This window comes from Psychrobacter sp. H27, from assembly GCF_059072655.1.
Window position 1 is genome coordinate 972,101 of the sequence record NZ_JCACRX010000001.1, and the last position, 19,437, is coordinate 991,537.

Annotated in this window: 18 protein-coding genes; 11 read left to right on the plus strand and 7 right to left on the minus strand. The window is 44.9% G+C overall.

The genetic code is table 11. The annotated features are described in order from the left end of the window. The first annotated feature begins 20 nt into the window (after positions 1-20). Positions 21-893, plus strand: coding sequence for a UDP-2,3-diacylglucosamine diphosphatase (locus AC5JPY_RS03840; RefSeq protein ID WP_443526103.1), 873 nt, complete (start codon positions 21-23; stop codon positions 891-893). A 145-nt stretch (positions 894-1,038) separates the two neighbouring features. Here AC5JPY_RS03840 and orn read toward each other — a convergent pair whose 3' ends face one another. Then, a complete protein-coding gene (gene orn, locus AC5JPY_RS03845) occupies positions 1,039-1,626 on the minus strand; it encodes an oligoribonuclease (protein ID WP_201598474.1) in 588 nt (195 codons plus the stop codon). Positions 1,627-1,860: 234 nt separating this feature from the next. On the opposite strand from orn, the gene rsgA reads away from it, so the two are divergent. The 4 genes from rsgA (at position 1,861) to secB (ending at position 4,851) form a co-directional block, all read left to right on the plus strand. Continuing rightward, complete coding sequence (gene rsgA, locus AC5JPY_RS03850; protein WP_443526101.1) at positions 1,861-2,964, plus strand: ribosome small subunit-dependent GTPase A; 1,104 nt, start codon at positions 1,861-1,863, stop codon at positions 2,962-2,964. A 171-nt stretch (positions 2,965-3,135) separates the two neighbouring features. Beyond that, a complete protein-coding gene (locus tag AC5JPY_RS03855) occupies positions 3,136-3,588 on the plus strand; it encodes a rhodanese-like domain-containing protein (protein ID WP_319050640.1) in 453 nt (150 codons plus the stop codon). Between the two features lie 330 nt (positions 3,589-3,918). Next, a complete protein-coding gene (gene grxC, locus AC5JPY_RS03860; RefSeq protein ID WP_443526099.1) occupies positions 3,919-4,182 on the plus strand; it encodes a glutaredoxin 3 in 264 nt (87 codons plus the stop codon). A gap of 216 nt (positions 4,183-4,398) precedes the next feature. Beyond that, positions 4,399-4,851: a protein-export chaperone SecB gene (gene secB, locus AC5JPY_RS03865; RefSeq protein ID WP_057760989.1), complete on the plus strand. Its 453-nt coding sequence runs from the start codon at positions 4,399-4,401 to the stop codon at positions 4,849-4,851. A 256-nt stretch (positions 4,852-5,107) separates the two neighbouring features. Here the strand turns inward: secB and adk are convergent, their stop codons facing one another. The 6 genes from adk to AC5JPY_RS03895 all read right to left on the minus strand — a co-directional run bounded on the left by adk (position 5,108) and on the right by AC5JPY_RS03895 (position 12,330). Next, positions 5,108-5,761 carry an adenylate kinase gene (adk, locus tag AC5JPY_RS03870; protein ID WP_319050671.1) on the minus strand — a complete coding sequence of 218 codons (654 nt, stop codon included), beginning with the start codon at positions 5,759-5,761 and terminating at the stop codon, positions 5,108-5,110. Between the two features lie 338 nt (positions 5,762-6,099). Beyond that, complete coding sequence (ccmI, locus tag AC5JPY_RS03875) at positions 6,100-7,380, minus strand: c-type cytochrome biogenesis protein CcmI (RefSeq protein WP_319050642.1); 1,281 nt, start codon at positions 7,378-7,380, stop codon at positions 6,100-6,102. Further along, entirely contained in the window at positions 7,377-7,865 is a 489-nt protein-coding gene (locus AC5JPY_RS03880; protein ID WP_442967645.1) for a cytochrome c-type biogenesis protein, read from the minus strand. The genes ccmI and AC5JPY_RS03880 overlap by 4 nt, the downstream gene beginning before the upstream one ends. A 65-nt stretch (positions 7,866-7,930) precedes the next feature. Continuing rightward, the gene (locus AC5JPY_RS03885) at positions 7,931-8,596 is read right to left on the minus strand and encodes a DsbE family thiol:disulfide interchange protein (protein ID WP_319050644.1); all 666 of its coding nucleotides are present in this window, start codon (positions 8,594-8,596) and stop codon (positions 7,931-7,933) included. A 1-nt stretch (position 8,597) separates the two neighbouring features. Beyond that, positions 8,598-10,628 carry a heme lyase CcmF/NrfE family subunit gene (locus tag AC5JPY_RS03890; RefSeq protein WP_443526097.1) on the minus strand — a complete coding sequence of 677 codons (2,031 nt, stop codon included), beginning with the start codon at positions 10,626-10,628 and terminating at the stop codon, positions 8,598-8,600. 367 nt (positions 10,629-10,995) lie between these two features. Continuing rightward, positions 10,996-12,330 carry a DUF445 domain-containing protein gene (locus tag AC5JPY_RS03895; RefSeq protein WP_319050646.1) on the minus strand — a complete coding sequence of 445 codons (1,335 nt, stop codon included), beginning with the start codon at positions 12,328-12,330 and terminating at the stop codon, positions 10,996-10,998. Between the two features lie 505 nt (positions 12,331-12,835). On the opposite strand from AC5JPY_RS03895, the gene mrdA reads away from it, so the two are divergent. The 6 genes from mrdA (at position 12,836) to trpS (ending at position 19,404) form a co-directional block, all read left to right on the plus strand. Next, positions 12,836-14,833 carry a penicillin-binding protein 2 gene (gene mrdA, locus AC5JPY_RS03900; RefSeq protein WP_443526095.1) on the plus strand — a complete coding sequence of 666 codons (1,998 nt, stop codon included), beginning with the start codon at positions 12,836-12,838 and terminating at the stop codon, positions 14,831-14,833. Between the two features lie 105 nt (positions 14,834-14,938). After that, positions 14,939-15,640: a 16S rRNA (guanine(966)-N(2))-methyltransferase RsmD gene (rsmD, locus tag AC5JPY_RS03905; RefSeq protein WP_443526093.1), complete on the plus strand. Its 702-nt coding sequence runs from the start codon at positions 14,939-14,941 to the stop codon at positions 15,638-15,640. Between the two features lie 253 nt (positions 15,641-15,893). Continuing rightward, the gene (rplM, locus tag AC5JPY_RS03910) at positions 15,894-16,322 is read left to right on the plus strand and encodes a 50S ribosomal protein L13 (RefSeq protein WP_057761004.1); all 429 of its coding nucleotides are present in this window, start codon (positions 15,894-15,896) and stop codon (positions 16,320-16,322) included. Between the two features lie 10 nt (positions 16,323-16,332). Then, positions 16,333-16,719 (plus strand): 30S ribosomal protein S9, encoded by a 387-nt coding sequence (gene rpsI / locus AC5JPY_RS03915; RefSeq protein ID WP_021813618.1) that lies wholly within the window; start codon positions 16,333-16,335, stop codon positions 16,717-16,719. A gap of 375 nt (positions 16,720-17,094) precedes the next feature. Continuing rightward, positions 17,095-18,186, plus strand: a complete 1,092-nt coding sequence (locus AC5JPY_RS03920) for an LpxL/LpxP family acyltransferase (protein WP_443526090.1) — start codon at positions 17,095-17,097, stop codon at positions 18,184-18,186. Positions 18,187-18,318: 132 nt separating this feature from the next. After that, positions 18,319-19,404, plus strand: a complete 1,086-nt coding sequence (gene trpS / locus AC5JPY_RS03925; protein ID WP_443526089.1) for a tryptophan--tRNA ligase — start codon at positions 18,319-18,321, stop codon at positions 19,402-19,404. Positions 19,405-19,437 lie beyond the last annotated feature (33 nt).

The window sequence follows — 19,437 nt, forward strand, 5'->3', positions numbered from 1 at the left end:
AGTCACGAGGACAAAGATAAATGCAAAGTTTTGATCACTTAATCACGACCCGCCCTCATCAAGTGCGGCAAGTATTGATTAGCGATTTGCATTTATCGCCTCAGGAGCCTGCCTTAGTGCAGGCTTTTTTGACGCTGCTGGATGACTGTTTTGCTCTGCCTGCTCTTAAGCGTCTCTTTATATTGGGTGATTGGTTTGAGGTATGGCTAGGCGATGATATGTATTTACCCCTATTAAAAGAAGAAGGGTCAGAGGACGAACAAATAACGCATTGGCTAACGCCGCTTATCGCCAAACTCAAGCAGCTACGTATCAATGGTTGCGAGATATTGGTCATGCATGGCAATCGTGATTTTTTGTTGGGTCAGCCGTTTTGTAATCTATTCGGTGGTGAGTTGATCAGCGAACCGTATACTTTGGCTATTGGTCAACAGAATTACCGCTTGGAACACGGTGACGCACTCTGCACGGATGACAAGAAGTATCAGTTCTTTCGTAAAATCATGCGTAACCGTCTGACTCAGTGGTATCTGCTCAACAAGTCATTAGAAAAACGCTTAGCCATCGCAGATAATATGCGCAAAAAAAGCCAGAAAAATAATGCCAATAAAGCCGCTTATATCATGGATGTGAATGATAAAGCCGTATATCAAGCCATTACTGCTAGCGATGCACTACTGCACGGTCATACCCACCGTCCCGATATCCATCAAGCTACCACTGATAAAAAGCGCTATGTGCTTGGCGACTGGCGACTGTTAGGTAAAGACGCTCGCCAGCCAAAAGTTAATGCGGTAATTGGCGCGGTAACAGAAGACGAGCATTCAAATGAGAGTTTGAATAGTAATGATGCTGAGTTTAAGTTGTACGAGTTTGAATTTCTTGTTCGCTAAAATGCGTGTAATGGCGTTTTAAACTTAATGGCATTTTAAACAATGCATCTTCAAAAACATCTTTTCAATATAAAAAGGGTCTGTCGATAGTTCAACAGACCCTTTTTATGTTTACTACATGCTTGAGCTACTTATCGCTTGCTCTCTAGTCCATCAATTTAAAGAAATGCTGACGATAGTGCTTTAGCTCACGAATAGAGTCACGAATATCGTCTAAAGCTAAATGACTGCCGCCTTTTTCAAAGTTCTTTAGAATGTCAGGACGCCAGCGGAAACACAGCTCTTTGATCGACGACACATCAAGATTACGATAATGAAAGAAGCGCTCAAGCTCTGGCATTTGGCGCGCCATAAAGCGACGATCTTGGCAGATAGAGTTACCGCACATTGGTGACTTACCACTATCAACCCATTTATTTAGGAACTTAATGGTCTCAGCTTCCGCTTCTGCCAGTGTCACCGTACTACGGCGCACACGGTCGACCAATCCTGACTGTCCATGCTGCTTGGTATTCCAATCATCCATCTTATTTAAAACTTGATCCGACACCTTGATCGCAAACACAGGCCCTTCGGCAAGCACGTTCAAATCTTCATCAGTTACGACGGTGGCAATCTCAATAATCTCATCGTTTAACGTATCGAGTCCGGTCATTTCTAAGTCAATCCATACCAGCCCTTTTTTACCTTGGTTTTTGATCTTAATCTTATTGGGATGGTCACCGGTAGCCATAAAATATCCTATCATTCATAATTTTGGAAAAGCAACTTTAGAAAAACAATTGAAAAAACGTATTACACGTAGACATCCGTGCTCGAGCAGTATTACAACGCGCTATTCGGTTCAGAAAACCTTTAGAGTCGCTACAATATTACAAAACCACTGTCTGCCGCAGACGCTTTAGGCTGTATGTTAGCAAATTTTCACGCTACACTTAGCAATATTTTTATAATAGGTCACAAACCCATGGCATTAATCCGGCAACGCAAACTGACTAAACAACAGATTCGTCGCATCGACAAGCAGCAACTGTCCAATCAAGACAGCATCGATGATAGCTTGATGGATGGCGTGGTCATGGCGCACTACGGTAAGCAATTAGAAGTACAAGTCACAAGCCTGCCTTCAGTGATACCTGAACAGCCAGAAGTCGCCCCTGATGATCCTGAGCCGTTTTGGCAAGCGCTCGCGCTTGGCGACATCTGGCGCTGTCATGTACGTACCAATCTACCGATGCTAGCCGCTGGCGACCAAGTACGCTGGAATGCCGACTCCAACACCGGCTTTGGACGTATCGAAGCGGTCAAGCCGCGTACCTCACTGGTCTCTCGTCCTGATCGTTATCATAAGCTCAAACCCGTCGCCGCCAATGTTGATATTCTGGCCATCGTCTTTGCCCCATTGCCTGCCGCCGCGCCAACACTAATCGATCGCTATCTGGTGGTGTGCCATCACGCGGGTGTCAAACCACTACTCGTCCTCAACAAAGCCGATCTGTTGGCTCAAGAAAACGGTGTTGATACCAATGAGTTATTGGCACAGTATGCAGCACTTGGCTATGAGAGCGTACTCACCTCGGTCGATTGTCCTGAAAACGTCGCCGAAAGTGACGAACAAGAAGGACTCGATGAGCTAAAACGCTACATAGATAAAAAGCTAGTTATCTTTGCTGGTCAATCTGGCGTTGGTAAAAGCAGTCTGATCAATGCCCTACTTCCAGAGTCTGGTCAAAGCGTCAATGTCATCTCGCAAAACTCTAAGCTTGGTCAACATACCACCACGACGAGCCGACTGTTGCCATTTAACCCAGACGATCTTACCCAAGGCGGTATCGTCGATACCCCAGGTATCCGTGAGTATGGTATCTGGCACCTCACCCCTGATGATATTATTTCAGGCTTCGTTGAGCTGGCGCCATTGGCCGGTGACTGTCAATTCCGTGACTGTCGCCACACTCATAACAGTAAAGGCTGTGCACTATGGCAAGCCGTGGCGGATGGGACTGTATTGCAGCGCCGCGTTGAAAACCTCGTGACGCTAAGAGAAGAGGCAGATACTAAGCCTTACTAATTCTTATTAGGCTCAATTGACGTCATCTCAAAAGCAAGATGACAGCTCGATTATTGACCGTGTCATCGCCCGTTTACTATAGATGACCTTATCGGTATAATAGCGCCTTGTTCATTATCATTGGGCTGGCTTCTCAGCCTGATAGAACACTTATTTTTTTGGAGGTATGGTTTGGATCGTGCGCTGGAATTTGTGGGCAACCACCCGTTTTTATTTGGTATATTAGCCGTACTTGCTATCCTGTTTTTTACCATTGAAAACAAACGTAGCGGTAGAAAAATATCGCCCAACACTCTTGGCATGATGGTCAACTCTCAAAACGCGCAGCTGATCGATATTCGCGCCAAGAAGAAGTTTGAATCAGGTTATATTCAAGGCAGCCGCAACATACCATTCACTGACCTGAAAGACCGCTTAGAAGAGATTCGTGCGATTGAGCAGCCAGTAATTATTATCTGTGATATGGGCGTACAAGCAGGCGCAGCCATTCAAATGATTGGCAAAGATGACGTCTATCGTCTAGAGGGCGGTGTCGGTGGTTGGCAAGGTGCTGGCATGCCATTGGTTGGTATAAAAGACGCTAAATCAAAGAAAGGTAAGTCAAAGCCCAGTCTAAGCAAATAGCAAGCCTGCTTCAACGCTATGCTTAGTTAGTGTTTACCACTACCTGACTGGCGCTCAAAAAATAAAAAGACACCTCTTAATAAGGTGTCTTTTTTTGTGCAGTACTTATAAGGCAGTAAAGTTAAAGTGACAAAGTTAATGCTGTGAGGCGTTTTAAACTGAGACGGCTTGAATTTGTCGTACCTATCCCCACTTTAGTAGTGAACACAACCGAATACATTTGTACTTTACTCATTGATAACAGACTATACCAACACGTAGACTATGATAATTAATCGTGTTATCTATAATAGTGCTGTTGTCTCACAAATTTATAAATAAGGATTAACCATGATTGTACCAGTTAAAGTTTATACCACACCTATCTGCCCATACTGCTCAAACGCCAAACAATTATTAAAGACTAAAGGCGTTGATTATGAAGAAATCGGTATGCATGATATGAGCCGTGAAGATCGCCAAGCATTGATGCAAAAAACCAATAACTACCGCACTGTGCCACAAATTTTTGTTGGTGATACCTTTGTTGGTGGCTTTGATGAGCTTAACCAAATGAACCAGCAAGGCAAACTTGACGAGCTATTAGCAGGTTAATCTGCTACTTTACGCTACTGTCTGTTTTTATGCCTATAAAGACAGACAGCGGTGGGTTCAAACATAGCTTTTGATTCAAATGTAGTCCTTGATATAAATACAGTATCAAGAAGTAGTGATAAAAACATCGAGTTTTCGTCCCTATTTATATTACAATGAATTTCTATTAAAATGACCGTTTGCCCAATTATTTGATTTAATTTTAGAGGATTTATCATGGCTGAAGAACAAGCACAACCACAATTGGCATTAGAGCGCATCTACGTAAAAGATATGTCACTTGAAGTACCAGGCGCGAGCGTATTCACCAAAGAGTGGAACCCAGAGCTTGATATCAACTTGTCTAGCAATGCTGAAAAGCTAGATGATGACCATTATCAGATCATCCTTACCGTGAGCGTTACTGCCAAAAATGCGGAAGAAGCAGCGTTTATCGCTGAAGTGCATCAGGCAGGTATTTTCTTACTAAAAGACATCCCAGAAGACCAAATCGGTCAAATCTTAGGTGCATACTGCCCTAACGTGCTGTTCCCATACGCTCGTGAGGTCATCAGCGACATCGTGACGCGTGGTAGCTTCCCGCAATTACTACTCGCTCCTGTGAACTTTGATCAAGCATACGCGCAAAGCCAGCAGCAAGCGCAAGTGGATGCTCAAGGTAACGCATAAGCATTAATTAAAATATATGAGCTCTACCAGTCGTATATTTGATAAGAGGCCGTTTACTTATAATGAGTAAGCGGTTTTTTTTGTGTGATTTCTCATGAGAATTTACAAAATTATTTGTTAGCCATCATGAAAGATAAATCTGTAAGATCTTGAATTAATAGACATATTGGATCAACAGATATAGAAAAACCCTGCTATCAAACAGGGTCTTTAATGACGATATCGACTGGCTAAATGAATTAGTTACAATCGATCATTAGCCTTTTAACGCTGATAAGATCTGCTGCTTGACCTCATCAATACCTTGCGTACCATCAAACTTATCATAGCTAGGTGCATCATCACCCTCAGTCGCTTTGTCTTGGTAAAAACCAACCAATGCTGACGTTTGCTCATGATACGTAGACAGACGGTCGCGGATAGTCGCTTCTTGGTCATCTTCACGCTGAATAAGCGCTTCGCCAGTGACATCATCGATACCATCAACCTTTGGTGGGTTGTGATCCACATGGTAAACACGACCCGAACCTGGATGCTGGCGACGGCCAGACAAACGGCTGACGATTTCGTCATCAGGTACGCTTATTTCGACCACATGATCGATGGCAACATCAGCATCTGCAAGTGCCTGCGCTTGAGGAATAGTACGCGGAAAACCATCCAAGATACAACCGTTGACACAATCAGGCTTAGCGATACGCTCTTTGACTAGGTTGATAATAAGATCATCAGAAACCAAACCACCAGCATTCATAATATCCTTGGCTTTTTTGCCAAGCTCGCTACCTTCTTTGATTGCTGCGCGTAGCATGTCGCCAGTTGAGATCTGTGGAATGTCATATTCTTTAGAAATAAACTGGGCTTGAGTACCTTTACCGGCGCCTGGTGGTCCTAGCAAAATAATACGCATCATTACACGACTCTCCTTAATAGATAGGATTTTGGGATTAATAAAACTTAGGGATTAATGGTTTGCAAAGCTACCTTACCTTGTGGCTTTGCAAACCTCAAGTATTTTCATAATTACGGTTATGAGTTGCTATGACTTAGCTGTTCATACAACACTGTTGCGCCCTTATATAACGGACAGTGTCACTAAGGTGATAGCGACTCATAGTAACAGAGAAGTCTATAGTACAGCGAACTTAAAAGAGTATTAAAACCACCCGTTATTTAACTGCTGCAAAGCAATATATCTCACTTACAACCAGAATGAGGCTGCTACGCTTTTGTAGTGAGTAGACTATGCTACGGTATTTGCTGATTGATTTCTACATTGGCCTGAGTTTGATCAGCACTAATCACTACGGGATTACCTGACAGGTCTCCAGACTCTGCGACTGCGTTACCACTGTGGCTGATACGAGCAATGACTGCCAACTGTACTTTGTCTCCTCGAGCAGATCCTATAGTACGTCCTGGCATCATAGCATCAAGATCGCTTAGGCTAATAGTAGCCTCGCCTTGCTTGATGGCGCTGATCGGTAAGCGCTTGGCGGCAAACGGTGGTCCACCATTGACATCACGAATCGCGACAAACAGCACATCATCAGCTTTGACCAACGGTAGCAAGCTTGAATTTATCTTAACGGTCACCTCAACACCTTCAGAGGCTTGCTGCTGCTGGATAGCCACATTAGCACTCAGCTCATCTAGGCTTGAGAGCGCCTGCGTATGATCGCCTGGCTTGGCAGAAATACTAGCACGCAAGCGTTTTATCCAGCCTTGTGCTTGGTCAAAGTTATTCGCTCGCGCCTCACCCATTGCCATCAGCATCTGAGCACCTTCATGCTCTGGGTTAGTTGCCAATAACTCTTCTAGTACTCGGCGACTATTAGCATCTAGCTGACCTTGATTAGCAAAAAAACTGATCTGCGCATAAGTCGCTGCAATTTCTTCGTTGTCGGGTGACAGGCGATAAGCACGTGATAGAGCCTCTAGCGCTGAATCAGTCGCTTCTAATGACAAAAATAGCTCTGATAGGCGCATCCAGCGATTGTAGTCATAGGCATGGCGATAGACATTGGTCTGCATGGCACTAATCAGCTGATTACCATCTTCGATAGCCCAGGCTGGCGGCTGATCAATTTTACCTGTTAATAAATCATCAGCCACTTGACCTACTTTGTCCTCAGCAGCCCATAGCTCAAACACAGGAGTACGATCAGCGACCATCAAGTAGGCCATGGCTGTAAGGACGGGGACCCAAACGATGATGATCAATCGACTTTTGATACCAGGCGTGACCATAGGGGCGACTTCACGCTGAGCATCTAAGAGCTGACGTTCTAGCTCTAGCTTTTGGTTTTGATAATGGTGATCATCAATGATGCCACTATCTTTATCTGTTTTTAGCTCAGCCAAACGCTCACGGAACACGGCAACGTTGATATCTAATAGCTGATTGTCCACAGGCTTACTGTGTTTGCGCGGTGCTTTTAGCCATGGCTTGATCGCGATAACACCAAGCAATAAGGCAATAAGTAAGCTTAGCGCAATAAATAAGCCAACCGTAGAGAATATGGTCATTTTTTGCCCCCAAGGCTTGTAATGTCATGATCGTCTTTATTATCAGCACGTGATAACAAACGCTCAAGCTCCGCTTTTTCGGTGGCAGATAATGCCTCAGTAGTATGCTCTACTGCCACGCCACTGTCGCCACTAGCGACCAGCTGACGCCGTTTGCTTTGCCAAAACCATCCAATGATCAAGATGATGAGCAATAATGGTGGGAAAAACCACAAGATCCATGTCGAAGGACGGACTGGTGGCTTATAACTGATAAAGTCGCCATAGCGTTCCTGCATATAAGCACGAATCTCACCATCACTTCGGCCGTCTTTGACCATGTTATAAGTTTTTTGTTTTAAATCTTGAGCAATTGGTGCATCAGAGCCTGCTAGGTTTTGGTTTTGACATTTTGGACAGCGTAGCTCTTCAATGAGACCGCGATACTGAGCTTCTTGTTGTACAGAGTCAAAGTCATAAACATCAATAGCAGCAAAGCTGGTCATACTCAATAAACAAGCAATGAGAACGCTTGTTAGTTTTATAACCAGGGTTTTTATTTGATAGGCCATCATTTACATGCCTCCGCAACCTGATTCGGATCTGGACTGGTACCGTTATTATTGGCTTCGTTTAGCACCATCAAACAAGGCGTGATACGACTTTGCCAATTGCTCTCATTGATCTCACCGATAATATGCTGACGAATGATCCCCTCACCATCTACAACGAAGGTCTCAGGTGCACCCGTCAAACCCAAATCTAAAGCAAATTGCCCTGATAGATCCTGAATAGACATCGAGAATGGATCGCCGCCCCTATTTAGATAGCCCAATGCATCACCGATATCATCTTTGTAATTAATACCTACTAAGTTGACACCGCGCTCTTCTAGTGTCATCAAAAAAGGATGTTCAATGATACAAGTCGGACACCAAGAGCCCCAAATATTCATGAGGAATGGCTGATCTGGCAGGTTGTCATTGGTCATGATACGACTGGTATCTGACAACAATGGCAGCTCAAAAGCAGGCACAGGACGCTCAAGCGCGGTATTAGTCACAATATCGGTCGGTTTTCCCAGACGCATATATAGCATGGCAAGCAAGCCAACAAAAATTACTAAAGGTATTAAAAACCCTATTTTTAGTGATTTTTTACTTTTGGCTTTTCTGTTGCCTTGTTGAGCAGTACTGTGCTGCTTATTGTTGTCAGGTGTGTTGTTTGAGGCTGTCATATCAATGATCCCCTGTCTTTGTAACTGACGCATCCAAATCTGCAACCGTCGTAAACCCTGACTTTTTGGCAGCGATCTGTGCAGGTGTTCTGGTTTTTTTGATACGGTAACGATTGTCTAGCATACTGAGTAGGCCACCGAACGCCATAATAAGCGCACCCAGCCATATCCAGCGAATGAGCGGTTTGACATAGATACGGAACGCCCACTCGTTGCTGTCCTCAGCAATTGGCTCACCAAGTGCTACATACACATCACGCATCAGGCTGGCATCAATTGCTGCCTCTGTCATCGGCATCATACTGATAATATAGTTGCGTTTTTCAGGGTATAACGTGGTCACTTCTTTACCGTCTTTACTTACCGCAACCTCAGCTTGAGTAGCATCAAAGTTACTGCCTTTTACTTCGCTAAACCCTTGTACCGTAAAATCATAGCCTTGGACATTGACACTATCGTTCGGTCCGAGCGCCACATCACGTTCAATACTGAGCGTAGTGGTAAATGCCACACCAATAACTGCAACGAGCACCCCAATATGAGCAGTTTGTTGACCCCAATAACTTAGGCGCAACTGACGCAGTCCACTTAGACGACTTGGTGCGTTTTTGGTCTTGTCTTTAAAGTCGACCACCATCCAGAACAGCACCCAAAAGCTGACTGCCAACGTAACACCAATATTTAGTATCGCTGATGGACTGGTGAAATAAGCAATGATCGCGGCCAACACCAGACTACTTACGGCGATAACCATACCAGCACCCAGTAATGGACGGCTGTCTTGTTTCCAGCGGATATTAGAGCCCATACCCATTGCCACTAACAGTAGCCAGGTTAATGGCACAAATAGCGCGTTGAAGTACGGAGGACCAACAGAAACCTGACCCAGATTAAACGAATCAGCGATTATGGGATACAACGTCCCTAGCAATACGACCAAGGTCGAAATTAAAATGATAACGTTGTTAATCACTAAGAAGGACTCACGCGAAACCAGACGATACTGGCTCTCAACTGTCAGACGCCACCCACGTACCGCAAACATCAAAAGACCACCGCCAATAATCACCCCAAGAATGGCTAGAATCACCAAACCACGGGTCGGATCAGCGGCAAATGAATGCACTGAAGTGATGACACCTGAACGGACAAGGAATGTACCTAATAAACTGAGCGCAAAGGCGAAGATCGCTAGCATGATTGTCCATGCCTTGAATACGCCGCGCTTTTCAGTCACTGCAAGCGAGTGTAGTAACGCCGTACCTGCCAACCATGGCATCAGTGATGCGTTCTCCACAGGATCCCAGAACCACCAGCCGCCCCAGCCAAGCTCATAATATGCCCACCATGAACCAAGCGCGATACCAACCGTTAAGAAACCCCAAGCCGCCAGCGCCCACGGACGTGACCAACGTGTCCACACCGCGTCCAAGCGACCTTCCCACAGTGCTGCCATACAAAAAGCAAATGGCACAACCAAACCCACATAACCCATATAGAGCATCGGTGGATGAATGATCAAACCAAAATCTTGCAAAACAGGATTTAGATCCGCGCCATCGACGGGCAGATTGGGCAAGGTACGATCAAATGGTGATGAGGTGAAGATAAGCATCGCCAGCATCATCATCTGCACACCAGCCAATATGACAAGTACACGTGCACGCATCGTGAGAGGTAAACCGCGGCTAAAATAAGAGACCAGTGCACACCAGGTGGCCATAATGGTCATCCACAGTAGCAAGGACCCTTCATGACCGCCCCACGTCGCAGATAGCTTATAGTACCAAGGCAACAACGTATTGGAGTGCTGCGTGACGTAGACAAGACTAAAATCATTGTAATAAAAGCCTGCCATTAATGCTGCAAATGATGTGATCATGGCCGCAAATTGCGCCCATGCAAGACTTGGTGCTAGACGCTGCCAAGCGACATGGTCACGCATAACGCCAATAGTTGGTAGTACCACCTGCAAAATCGCCAGTATAAAAGCGGCCAGCAAGGCAAAATAACCCAATTCTGTGATTAACATACGGTCTAACCTTGTTTACCTTGGATACAATTAAGGGTTCACCGATGGCATTGCTAGCCACTGGCAAACGCTAAATAGTCCTTTATGCGGTCATAGTTTACGGTCAAAAACTGAGGTTTTAGTGGCTATAGACGCACCTAAAACCCGCTACTATCATTGAGAGGTATCAACGTGAATGGTTGATACAAAATGCTTATCTGTCACTGGTCTTACATTAGTTTATTGATTCAAACTGTATTAGATATTGCGGTGTGTGACTATTTAAAAATACTTATTATCGTATTCTTGCTCGCAGTGCGCTCACGATAGAATAATTGCATCAAAATCATAGCGTCTAAATTACAGCATCGAAGTTATGGTATCAATATCATGGCATTGAGGGGAAAAACACCAGCACCAGATGTAACCACCCCGCCAGGAATCCCGTCAGACCGCCCAATACAATCAAGGTCATCTCGTCTTCTCGAAAGGCAGGACGCAGTAGATTCTGAAACTCATTTGGCGTTAGCGCCCGTATCCTATCGCGAAACAGACCAAATATCTTACTGGCGCGACTTTCATTGAGCTCAGGATCACGCAGTGGTACCATCGTCGCTACAATTGACTTATCGATAATGGTGTTTTTGAGCTGCCCATAATCACGGCGACCCAACCCCACACGTAATGTCGTGCTGATTACGGGTGACTCTAGTACTGTATATAGATGTGACTTCATCAATTCACGAGTTTGCGCTGAACGATCACCATACATCATCTCATTCATGATGTTCTCAAGAGTGACCAAGTCTTTTACCACAATCTCAGCGAAAACTTCAGACACTTCCTCTTGGCGCTTCATAAAGCCGCCTTGCAAACGATACCTTGCGATATGCGGCATCACTGGCTTGATAAACGGGAAGCCGCTCTGTACCGTGAATAGCTTTAAGTAAGGTATAAAACGGGGCTCTACTGGATTGAATACCATCCAAATGGCAATCCAGTTGGTCAAAAATCCCCAAATCGCGGCAAAAAACGGTACGGTCCAATGCTGCGGCACCACCAAAAATATAAACATCTGAATAATACCAAACACCAAACCGATCAGTGCGCTGATATGCCAGATAAAATCGATCTCTTTTTGACCGACCCTTAGGAACATGTTAACCATCAGACGACGGTCGTTCTCCATCGTGTTAACGATCATCTTACGCATATCGACTAGATCTTCGACATGATAAGTCAAATCTGTCACCAGCGACTGCATGATACTGGGCAGCTCTTTGTGTGCTTGGGCATAGACACGGCGCTTTAGGGCGTAAGGCAGATTACCCCATAGGGCGGGCGAATGATCGAGCATAATCTCATCAATCAACGGCTCAAGATTTTTGTCCACCGTGTCAGTGACAAATAGCGCCATTTGCTCCGGTTCCATCGCCTTAAAAAATTCATCAAGCGAACCGAGTTTTGATAGCGTCTGATCAACGATGACGCCCGATATCTTGCCTGCTTTGCGCGGCACGATACCTTGCCAACCGATACCTGGCAACCCAAAAAACGGGAAATTCGGAATACGAATACCCCGAAACTTAATCGGGTAAAACAGCATCTTGAGTGCCATCCACACATGTACCCAAGTGACGAATGCCGTCACTGGTGGAATGGTCAGCATGGCAAAAAACTCTGGGTGTTCAGCGATTGTCTGCCACAATGAATTTACGTCCATGACTTCTCTAGTCCCTGACAGGTTAATTGTCGTTGCTACTATTGTCGTTACTGATAACAAGTGATTAGCAAATTAGAACGTTTCAAAAGACGCTCTGCCCGTAACAATTACGATAAAATAAATCGCCTGATTTTAGCATACTTGCCATTTATTAGCACATATAGACCCTCAGCAAGTTGTGACTAAAGATGACATCTTTTATACGGTATCTTTATTAGCAAAGATATCACCATGGCCCATCGCTTATAGAACGTATGGTCAGAACAAAATGAGCAGCCAAATACTGCACCCTTTCATTTGTTCTGTTATAATTTGTAGTGAAACAACAAAGACTCCCTACGTAACAGTCGATCGTACCAATCAACGCCTCATAAATTTCTCTCGTACCACGCTATGTGATTGAAACCATTTGCATTATCCTTTAGACTCACCGCACTTTGGTTGACCAAGCCGCCCATTTATTCCTCTTTTACTGACTCACTGACCAATTGGGCTCTGATTTTCTATGAATAAACCGCTAACTCCCAATACTGAGCAGGTCAATAGCACCTTTACTAACCGTATTATTATCTTTGGGATTTTGATATTGATTGGTTTGGGCGGCTTGATAACGCGTTATGGTTATCTGCAAGTCTATGCTCATGATAAATACACCACGCAGGCTGATAACAATCGTATCAAGCTCATATCTGCACCGCCTAGCCGTGGTTATATTTATGATCGTAATGGGATCATTTTGGCAGACAACCAACCCGTCTTTACTGCCATGTTAAGCCCCGATGAAGTCGACAATCCTGAGCGCACCTTGAAGTTGCTCGCGCCTATCTTTGACTTAACAGCAGAAGACATTACGGATATTCTGGCGCGTTTAAGCAAAAACAAAAACGATCCTGTCACCATCAAAATCGACTTAACGGAAGCGCAGCTGGCTCAGTTTAGCGAGCGCAAGCCTTTTTTTCGCGGGGTTTCTATTCAGAGTAAGCTGACACGCGACTACCCTTATGATGAGCTGTTTGCTCATGTTATCGGTTATGTTGGCCGTATAAATGATAAAGAATCTAAGCGTATAGACAAAGACCGCTATGCAGGTACTGACCTGATTGGCAAAATTGGCATCGAAGACTATTACGAAGATATTTTGCTCGGGCAACCAGGCTACCAGTCAGTAGAAACAGATGCTCATGGCAATATCTTGCGCCAATTGGACACCAAACCGCCAACCTCTGGTAATGATTTAACCCTGAGCTTGGACTATGGCTTACAGACCATCGCACAAAAGCAACTTGATGGTCGCCGCGGTGCAATTGTAGCGATAGATCCCAAAAATGGTGACGTATTGGCGTTTGTCAGTAACCCAAGCTACGACCCTAACCCGTTCATATCGGGCATCTCATTTAAAGACTACGACGCCCTGCGTGAGGACCTGGATCAGCCGTTATACAACCGCGCCTTACAAGGCACCTACCCACCCGGCTCTACTATCAAACCGTTCGAAGGTTTGGGCGGTATACATTATGGCTTGCGAGACTGGGACACTACTATTTACGACCCTGGTTACTTCAGCCTACCTGGCGACTCACATCGGTTCCGTGACTGGAAACGCGGGGGGCATGGTACGGTTGATTTAAAAAAATCTATCGCGATGTCAGTCGACACCTATTACTACAAGCTAGCATATGAGATGGGTATCCAGCGCTTGCACGACTGGATGGTACGTTTTGGTTTTGGGCAGGACACGGGTATCGACCTTCCTAATGAAAAATCAGGCATCATGCCCTCACCAAAATGGAAGCAAGACACTTATGATAAGAACTGGCTACCAGGCGAAACCATCTCTGTCAGTATTGGCCAAGGCTATTTCTTAGCCACACCGCTACAGATTGCCAACGCTACTGCCATGACCGCCAGTAAAGGGCAACATATTACCCCGCACTTGCTAAAAAGCAGCGATGGTGCCGCAAAGGTAAAAGTAATCACCAAACCAGATGGCAAAATTGATTATAACGGTAAGCCTTCTGACTGGTTACGTATGCACGATGCCATGGAGAGTGTGATAGAAGACGGAACAGGACGCGGTATCTACACCCCGCGCTACCGTATCGCTGGTAAAACAGGTACCGCGCAGGTAAAGTCTATCGCTCAGGGCAAACGCTATGATAAGTCTGCGATAGATAAGCGCCACTGGGATCATGCTTGGTTTAATGGCTTTGCGCCAGTAGAAGATCCACAAATTGCGCTTGCCGTGCTGGTCGAAAATGGTGGCGGTGGTAGTACTACAGCCGCTCCTATTGGCCGTGCGTTATTTGACTATTGGATGGTACAACGCAAAACTGATCCTGTACTACCGCCGTCACCCGATGAGCTAAAAGTCATCAAGCGACAAAAGGCATTTGAAAAAGCATTGCAAGACGCACTGCGTGAAAAAGAAGCAAAAGCTTTAGAAGCGCAGGAAGCGGCAGAAGCAGAGGTAGAAACACAGGCAGCAGCGGCAACCTCTGAATAGTAGTATTTGACCGTTATTGCTAAAAAACTATTACTGAGTAGATACTGCTAGGTACACCCATCTACATAAAACGCTTAAGCAAAACAGAGTATACGAGACCCCATAATGAAAAAACCCGCAAACGGACGCGTATCAAAAAAAACCCACAAAACAAAAAACGCAGCGGCAGGCGATGTACGTATCATTGGTGGACAGTTTAAGCGCCGTATTGTGAGCTTTATCGATGCAGAGGGGTTACGCCCCACCCCAGATCGCTTGCGTGAGACTCTGTTTAACTGGTTACTGGCTGATATTCATGGTGCACAGGTGCTCGACAGCTGTGCGGGCAGCGGCGTGTTAGGGTTTGAAGCCTTGTCTCGCGGCGCGGCACATACTACTTTTATCGAAGTGAATAGCGCCCAGAGCAACATGCTACGTCAGAGTGCCGAGCAGCTACGCCTTGATACCGCCACTTATAGCGTCATCACTGGCACTGCTGAGCAAGTACTGGGTCAAGCCCAACTGAAGCAAGACCAACCGGCTCAGCGACCTTTCGATATTGTATTCATCGATCCACCGTATGCTCAAGATCTGTGGCAGCCTATTTTGACCACGCTCATTACAAATGATTTGGTCGATACAAAGACGCTTATTTATTTAGAGGCAGATAAGGATTTAAGCGCTCAGCTTAAGCAGTTGGAAGAGACACTTAGTGAAAACCCAGATATTCATTTATCTAATACTCAGCAAATAATAAGCTTTAATTGTTTGAAACAAACCAAAGTCGGTCAAGTTGTTGCTGGACTTTATCAGCTGTCATTGTCATAATTGTACGGTAATTGCTAAGCGCATCATTAGCGATTATTTGTTAAGATCCTTTAGCAAAATCAATCAATACCTGTAAAAAATGTTTAAAACCGCTTAAAAACTGGCCTAACGCTGCAGTTTAATGTATAAAGGCGAAAATAAACCCCAATGCAGCTTGCAAGCGTAGGCGCTACTGCTTATAATGTGCAGTCTGTTTTTTGAGAGCCCCGTTCCCAGCTAAACTCTCAACGAATTCTAATTTTAAGGTTTTATCATGAAAACACTTAGTGCAAAACCAGCTGAAGTGACCCATGACTGGTATGTCGTAGATGCTGACGGCAAAACCCTTGGTCGCTTAGCCACTCAAATCGCAACTCGCTTACGTGGCAAGCACAAGCCTTCTTTTACTCCGCACGTTGATACTGGTGACTTTATTGTTGTCATCAATGCTGACAAAATCACGGTAACGGGTAAAAAAGCACAAGACAAAAAGTACTATCGTCACAGTGGCTACCCAGGTGGTATCAAAGAAACCAACTTCAATAAGTTGCTTGCACATAAGCCTGAAGATGTTCTACATAAAGCAGTTAAGGGTATGCTTCCAAAAGGCCCTCTTGGCTATGCAATGATCAAGAAGCTGAAGCTATATGCGGGTACTGATCATCCACATACTGCACAGCAACCTAAAGAACTAGACATCTAAGGATATACTTATGGAACGCAATTACGGAACTGGTCGCCGCAAGACGTCTACCGCTCGTGTCTTTTTATCAAAAGGTACTGGTAGTATCGTTGTTAACGGTAAGCCACTAGACGAATACTTCAGCCGTGAAACTTCACGCATGGTTGTTCGCCAGCCATTAGAACTATTAGACTCAGCTAATGCATATGACTTGTATGTCACTGTTGCAGGCGGCGGTATTAGTGGTCAAGCTGGCGCAATCCGCCACGGCATCACACGTGCATTGATCGAAGCTGACGAAACTTTGAAGCCTGCCCTAAAAGCAGCTGGTTTTGTTACTCGTGACTCACGTCAAGTTGAACGTAAGAAACTTGGTCTACGTAAAGCACGTAAACGTCCACAGTTCTCAAAACGTTAATCAAAGCGCTCTCTTATATTTTTGTTGCTATTGTCTTTTTCTCGGAGCGATAGTAGCAATATTCAATAAGAGAATAGTTTTGCAAAACCTTATAAGCTGTTTACAGCTTATAAGGTTTTTTTATGTCTATTAGAGGCGTATGACTCACGTGACTCTGTCTATGTAACTACGTTTACTGTAAGACTCTCCCCATAATGACGCTTATTGTCACTATTATTCTTTAAGATATTCTTAGAGAAAAATACTGCATATCAGTACTGCATAGTAGACACCTTCTAAAAATTCTAACTTGCAAAGCGTTTGACGCTACCCCATCATATCAATAACTTTTTATCATTAGCCGCGATGTCATAGACAGTGCTGTAGAAGGATATTATGAAAGCGCCTGAACAATACGATCACAGTAAACCCTCTAGCAATAGCAGCGTACCGTCACCAAGTATGCAGCAGTCAAACAAGTCGCCTAACATACCTGCTGGTACCCCAACGATTACGCAGAATCATAAGCGTACGGCGCAAGCAGATAAAAAGCCATTTCAGTGGCAGTTTTTAGCACCAAAATACTGGGGCATCTGGTTATTATTCTTGATTATGTTGCCAATGATGTATCTACCGCTACGCTGGCAATTTTGGCTCGGACGTCAGCTTGGTCGTTTGATTTATAATGCTGCGGGCTCACGCCGGCGTGACACCCTAATCAATCTCAAACTGGCATTCCCTGAAAAACCAGAAGCTGAACGCGAATTGATGGCCAAGCAAGTTTTTGTCAATCAAGGCATTGGTGTATTTGAAACCTTGTGCGCTTGGTTTCGCCCCAATGTGTTTACTAGAACAGTATCTATCTCAGGACTACAGCATCTGGTGAATGCTCAAAACGAGCAGCGGCCCGTCATCTTATTAGGTGCACATTACACCATGCTCGATTTGGGTGGTTTGCTGAGCGCGCAGTTTTTCCCTGTGGACTGCATGTACCGTACGCAAAACAATTCTTTATTAGACTGGTTTATTTATAATGGTCGTACCAATATATTTGGTAAGCAAATCTCTAGCCGAGATATGCGCAGCTTGGTCACATCAATCAAAGCAGGACACGTTATTTGGTATTCCCCTGATCAAGACTATGGTCTCAAGCAAGGCGTTATGGCACCATTCTTTGGCGTGCCAGCAGCGACGATTACGGCGTCACGCCGTATGGCAAAAATGGGTAACAAAGCCACGCCACCTGCGGTTATGGCGCTGCACACTTATCGACAGACACCAGACAGTCTGCCGCGTGGTAAGCGTCCACATTATCATCTGACTATCACCCCAGAGTTGGACAACTACCCAAGTCATGACGAGGTCGCTGACGCCACTCGAGTCAACGAGACGTTAGAAGGGCTCATTCGTATCGATCCTACCCAGTGGATGTGGTTCCATCGCCGTTTTAAACATGGGCCGAATGGTCGTACGGACATCTACAAGTAGACTTAGTATTTGGTAGACTTAATAGTTGAATGCTCAACAGGCCCCAATAAATTTGCTATACTTTACGGCTGATATTTCGCTTCTTTGACCCTATATTTATAATAACTTGATAAACAAAATAATGGATTTTTCATGAGTAATAACAGCACCTCTGGCAGCCAAGCTTCTGACCATTCAACTGAAAAAAAACGCATCCTAACTGGGATTAAACCGACTGGCATTCCACATTTAGGCAATTACGTTGGTGCGATTCGTCCCGCAATTGAATCCATCCAAAATAGTGATCACGAAGCGTTTTTCTTTTTGGCAGACTATCACGGTATTATTGGTTGCTACGACCCTGCTATCATCCATGAATCGACGAGAGCGATTGCGGCCACTTGGATTGCTTGTGGTCTCGATCCTGAGCGTGTGACGTTCTATCGTCAGTCAGATGTGCCTGAAATTCCAGAGCTCGCTTGGGTTTTGAACTGCTCATGTGCTAAGGGTCTCATGAACCGTGCCCATGCCTATAAGGCAGCAGTGGATATCAATACAGAAAAAGCCGATGTCGATCCTGATCAGGGAGTCACGATGGGGCTGTTTGGTTATCCTGTACTAATGGCAGCTGATATCTTGATGTTCAATGCGACCCATGTACCTGTTGGCCGTGACCAGGTTCAACATATCGAGATGGCACGCGATATCGCAGGTACGTTCAACCATCGATACAAAACACTCTTTACGCTACCGACAGCGGTTGTAGACAATGATATACCACTACTCACTGGCTTGGATGGTCGTAAGATGAGTAAAAGTTACAACAACACTATCCCCTTGTTTGGTGAGTCAAACCCGCAGGTCAGCTCAGAGAAACAAATGCACAAAGCCATCATGAAAATCGTGACCAACTCACAACTACCTGATGAGCCAAAAGACCCTGATGACTCTGCTCTGTTTGAGATTTATAAAGCATTTTCTACTCCTGAAGAAATTGCTGACATGCGTGCACAATATGCAGCCGGTATTGGCTGGGGCGATGCCAAGCAAGCGCTATTTGATAAGATCAATGATGAGATTGCGCCTTTCCGCGCGCGTTACGAAGAGCTCATGGCCAATCCAAAAGAGCTAGAAGAAATCTTGCAGATGGGTGCAAATAAAGCCCGTCGTCATAGCCGTAAGCAATTAGACAAGACTCGTCGCGCTATTGGTATCCGCCCTCTTGCCAAACTCAAGTAGTCGTTTGATTGTCGCCATTTATCACTACTAGAG

Excerpts from the sequence above, each read along its gene's own strand:
- AC5JPY_RS03840 (WP_443526103.1), top strand. The coding sequence starts at position 21 with ATGCAAAGTTTTGATCACTTAATCACGACCCGCCCTCATCAAGTGCGG.
- orn (WP_201598474.1), bottom strand. The coding sequence starts at position 1,626 with ATGGCTACCGGTGACCATCCCAATAAGATTAAGATCAAAAACCAAGGT.
- rsgA (WP_443526101.1), top strand. The coding sequence starts at position 1,861 with ATGGCATTAATCCGGCAACGCAAACTGACTAAACAACAGATTCGTCGC.
- grxC (WP_443526099.1), top strand. The coding sequence starts at position 3,919 with ATGATTGTACCAGTTAAAGTTTATACCACACCTATCTGCCCATACTGC.
- secB (WP_057760989.1), top strand. The coding sequence starts at position 4,399 with ATGGCTGAAGAACAAGCACAACCACAATTGGCATTAGAGCGCATCTAC.
- adk (WP_319050671.1), bottom strand. The coding sequence starts at position 5,761 with ATGCGTATTATTTTGCTAGGACCACCAGGCGCCGGTAAAGGTACTCAA.
- ccmI (WP_319050642.1), bottom strand. The coding sequence starts at position 7,380 with ATGACCATATTCTCTACGGTTGGCTTATTTATTGCGCTAAGCTTACTT.
- AC5JPY_RS03880 (WP_442967645.1), bottom strand. The coding sequence starts at position 7,865 with ATGACCAGCTTTGCTGCTATTGATGTTTATGACTTTGACTCTGTACAA.
- AC5JPY_RS03885 (WP_319050644.1), bottom strand. The coding sequence starts at position 8,596 with ATGACAGCCTCAAACAACACACCTGACAACAATAAGCAGCACAGTACT.
- AC5JPY_RS03890 (WP_443526097.1), bottom strand. The coding sequence starts at position 10,628 with ATGTTAATCACAGAATTGGGTTATTTTGCCTTGCTGGCCGCTTTTATA.
- AC5JPY_RS03895 (WP_319050646.1), bottom strand. The coding sequence starts at position 12,330 with ATGGACGTAAATTCATTGTGGCAGACAATCGCTGAACACCCAGAGTTT.
- mrdA (WP_443526095.1), top strand. The coding sequence starts at position 12,836 with ATGAATAAACCGCTAACTCCCAATACTGAGCAGGTCAATAGCACCTTT.
- rsmD (WP_443526093.1), top strand. The coding sequence starts at position 14,939 with ATGAAAAAACCCGCAAACGGACGCGTATCAAAAAAAACCCACAAAACA.
- rplM (WP_057761004.1), top strand. The coding sequence starts at position 15,894 with ATGAAAACACTTAGTGCAAAACCAGCTGAAGTGACCCATGACTGGTAT.
- rpsI (WP_021813618.1), top strand. The coding sequence starts at position 16,333 with ATGGAACGCAATTACGGAACTGGTCGCCGCAAGACGTCTACCGCTCGT.
- AC5JPY_RS03920 (WP_443526090.1), top strand. The coding sequence starts at position 17,095 with ATGAAAGCGCCTGAACAATACGATCACAGTAAACCCTCTAGCAATAGC.
- trpS (WP_443526089.1), top strand. The coding sequence starts at position 18,319 with ATGAGTAATAACAGCACCTCTGGCAGCCAAGCTTCTGACCATTCAACT.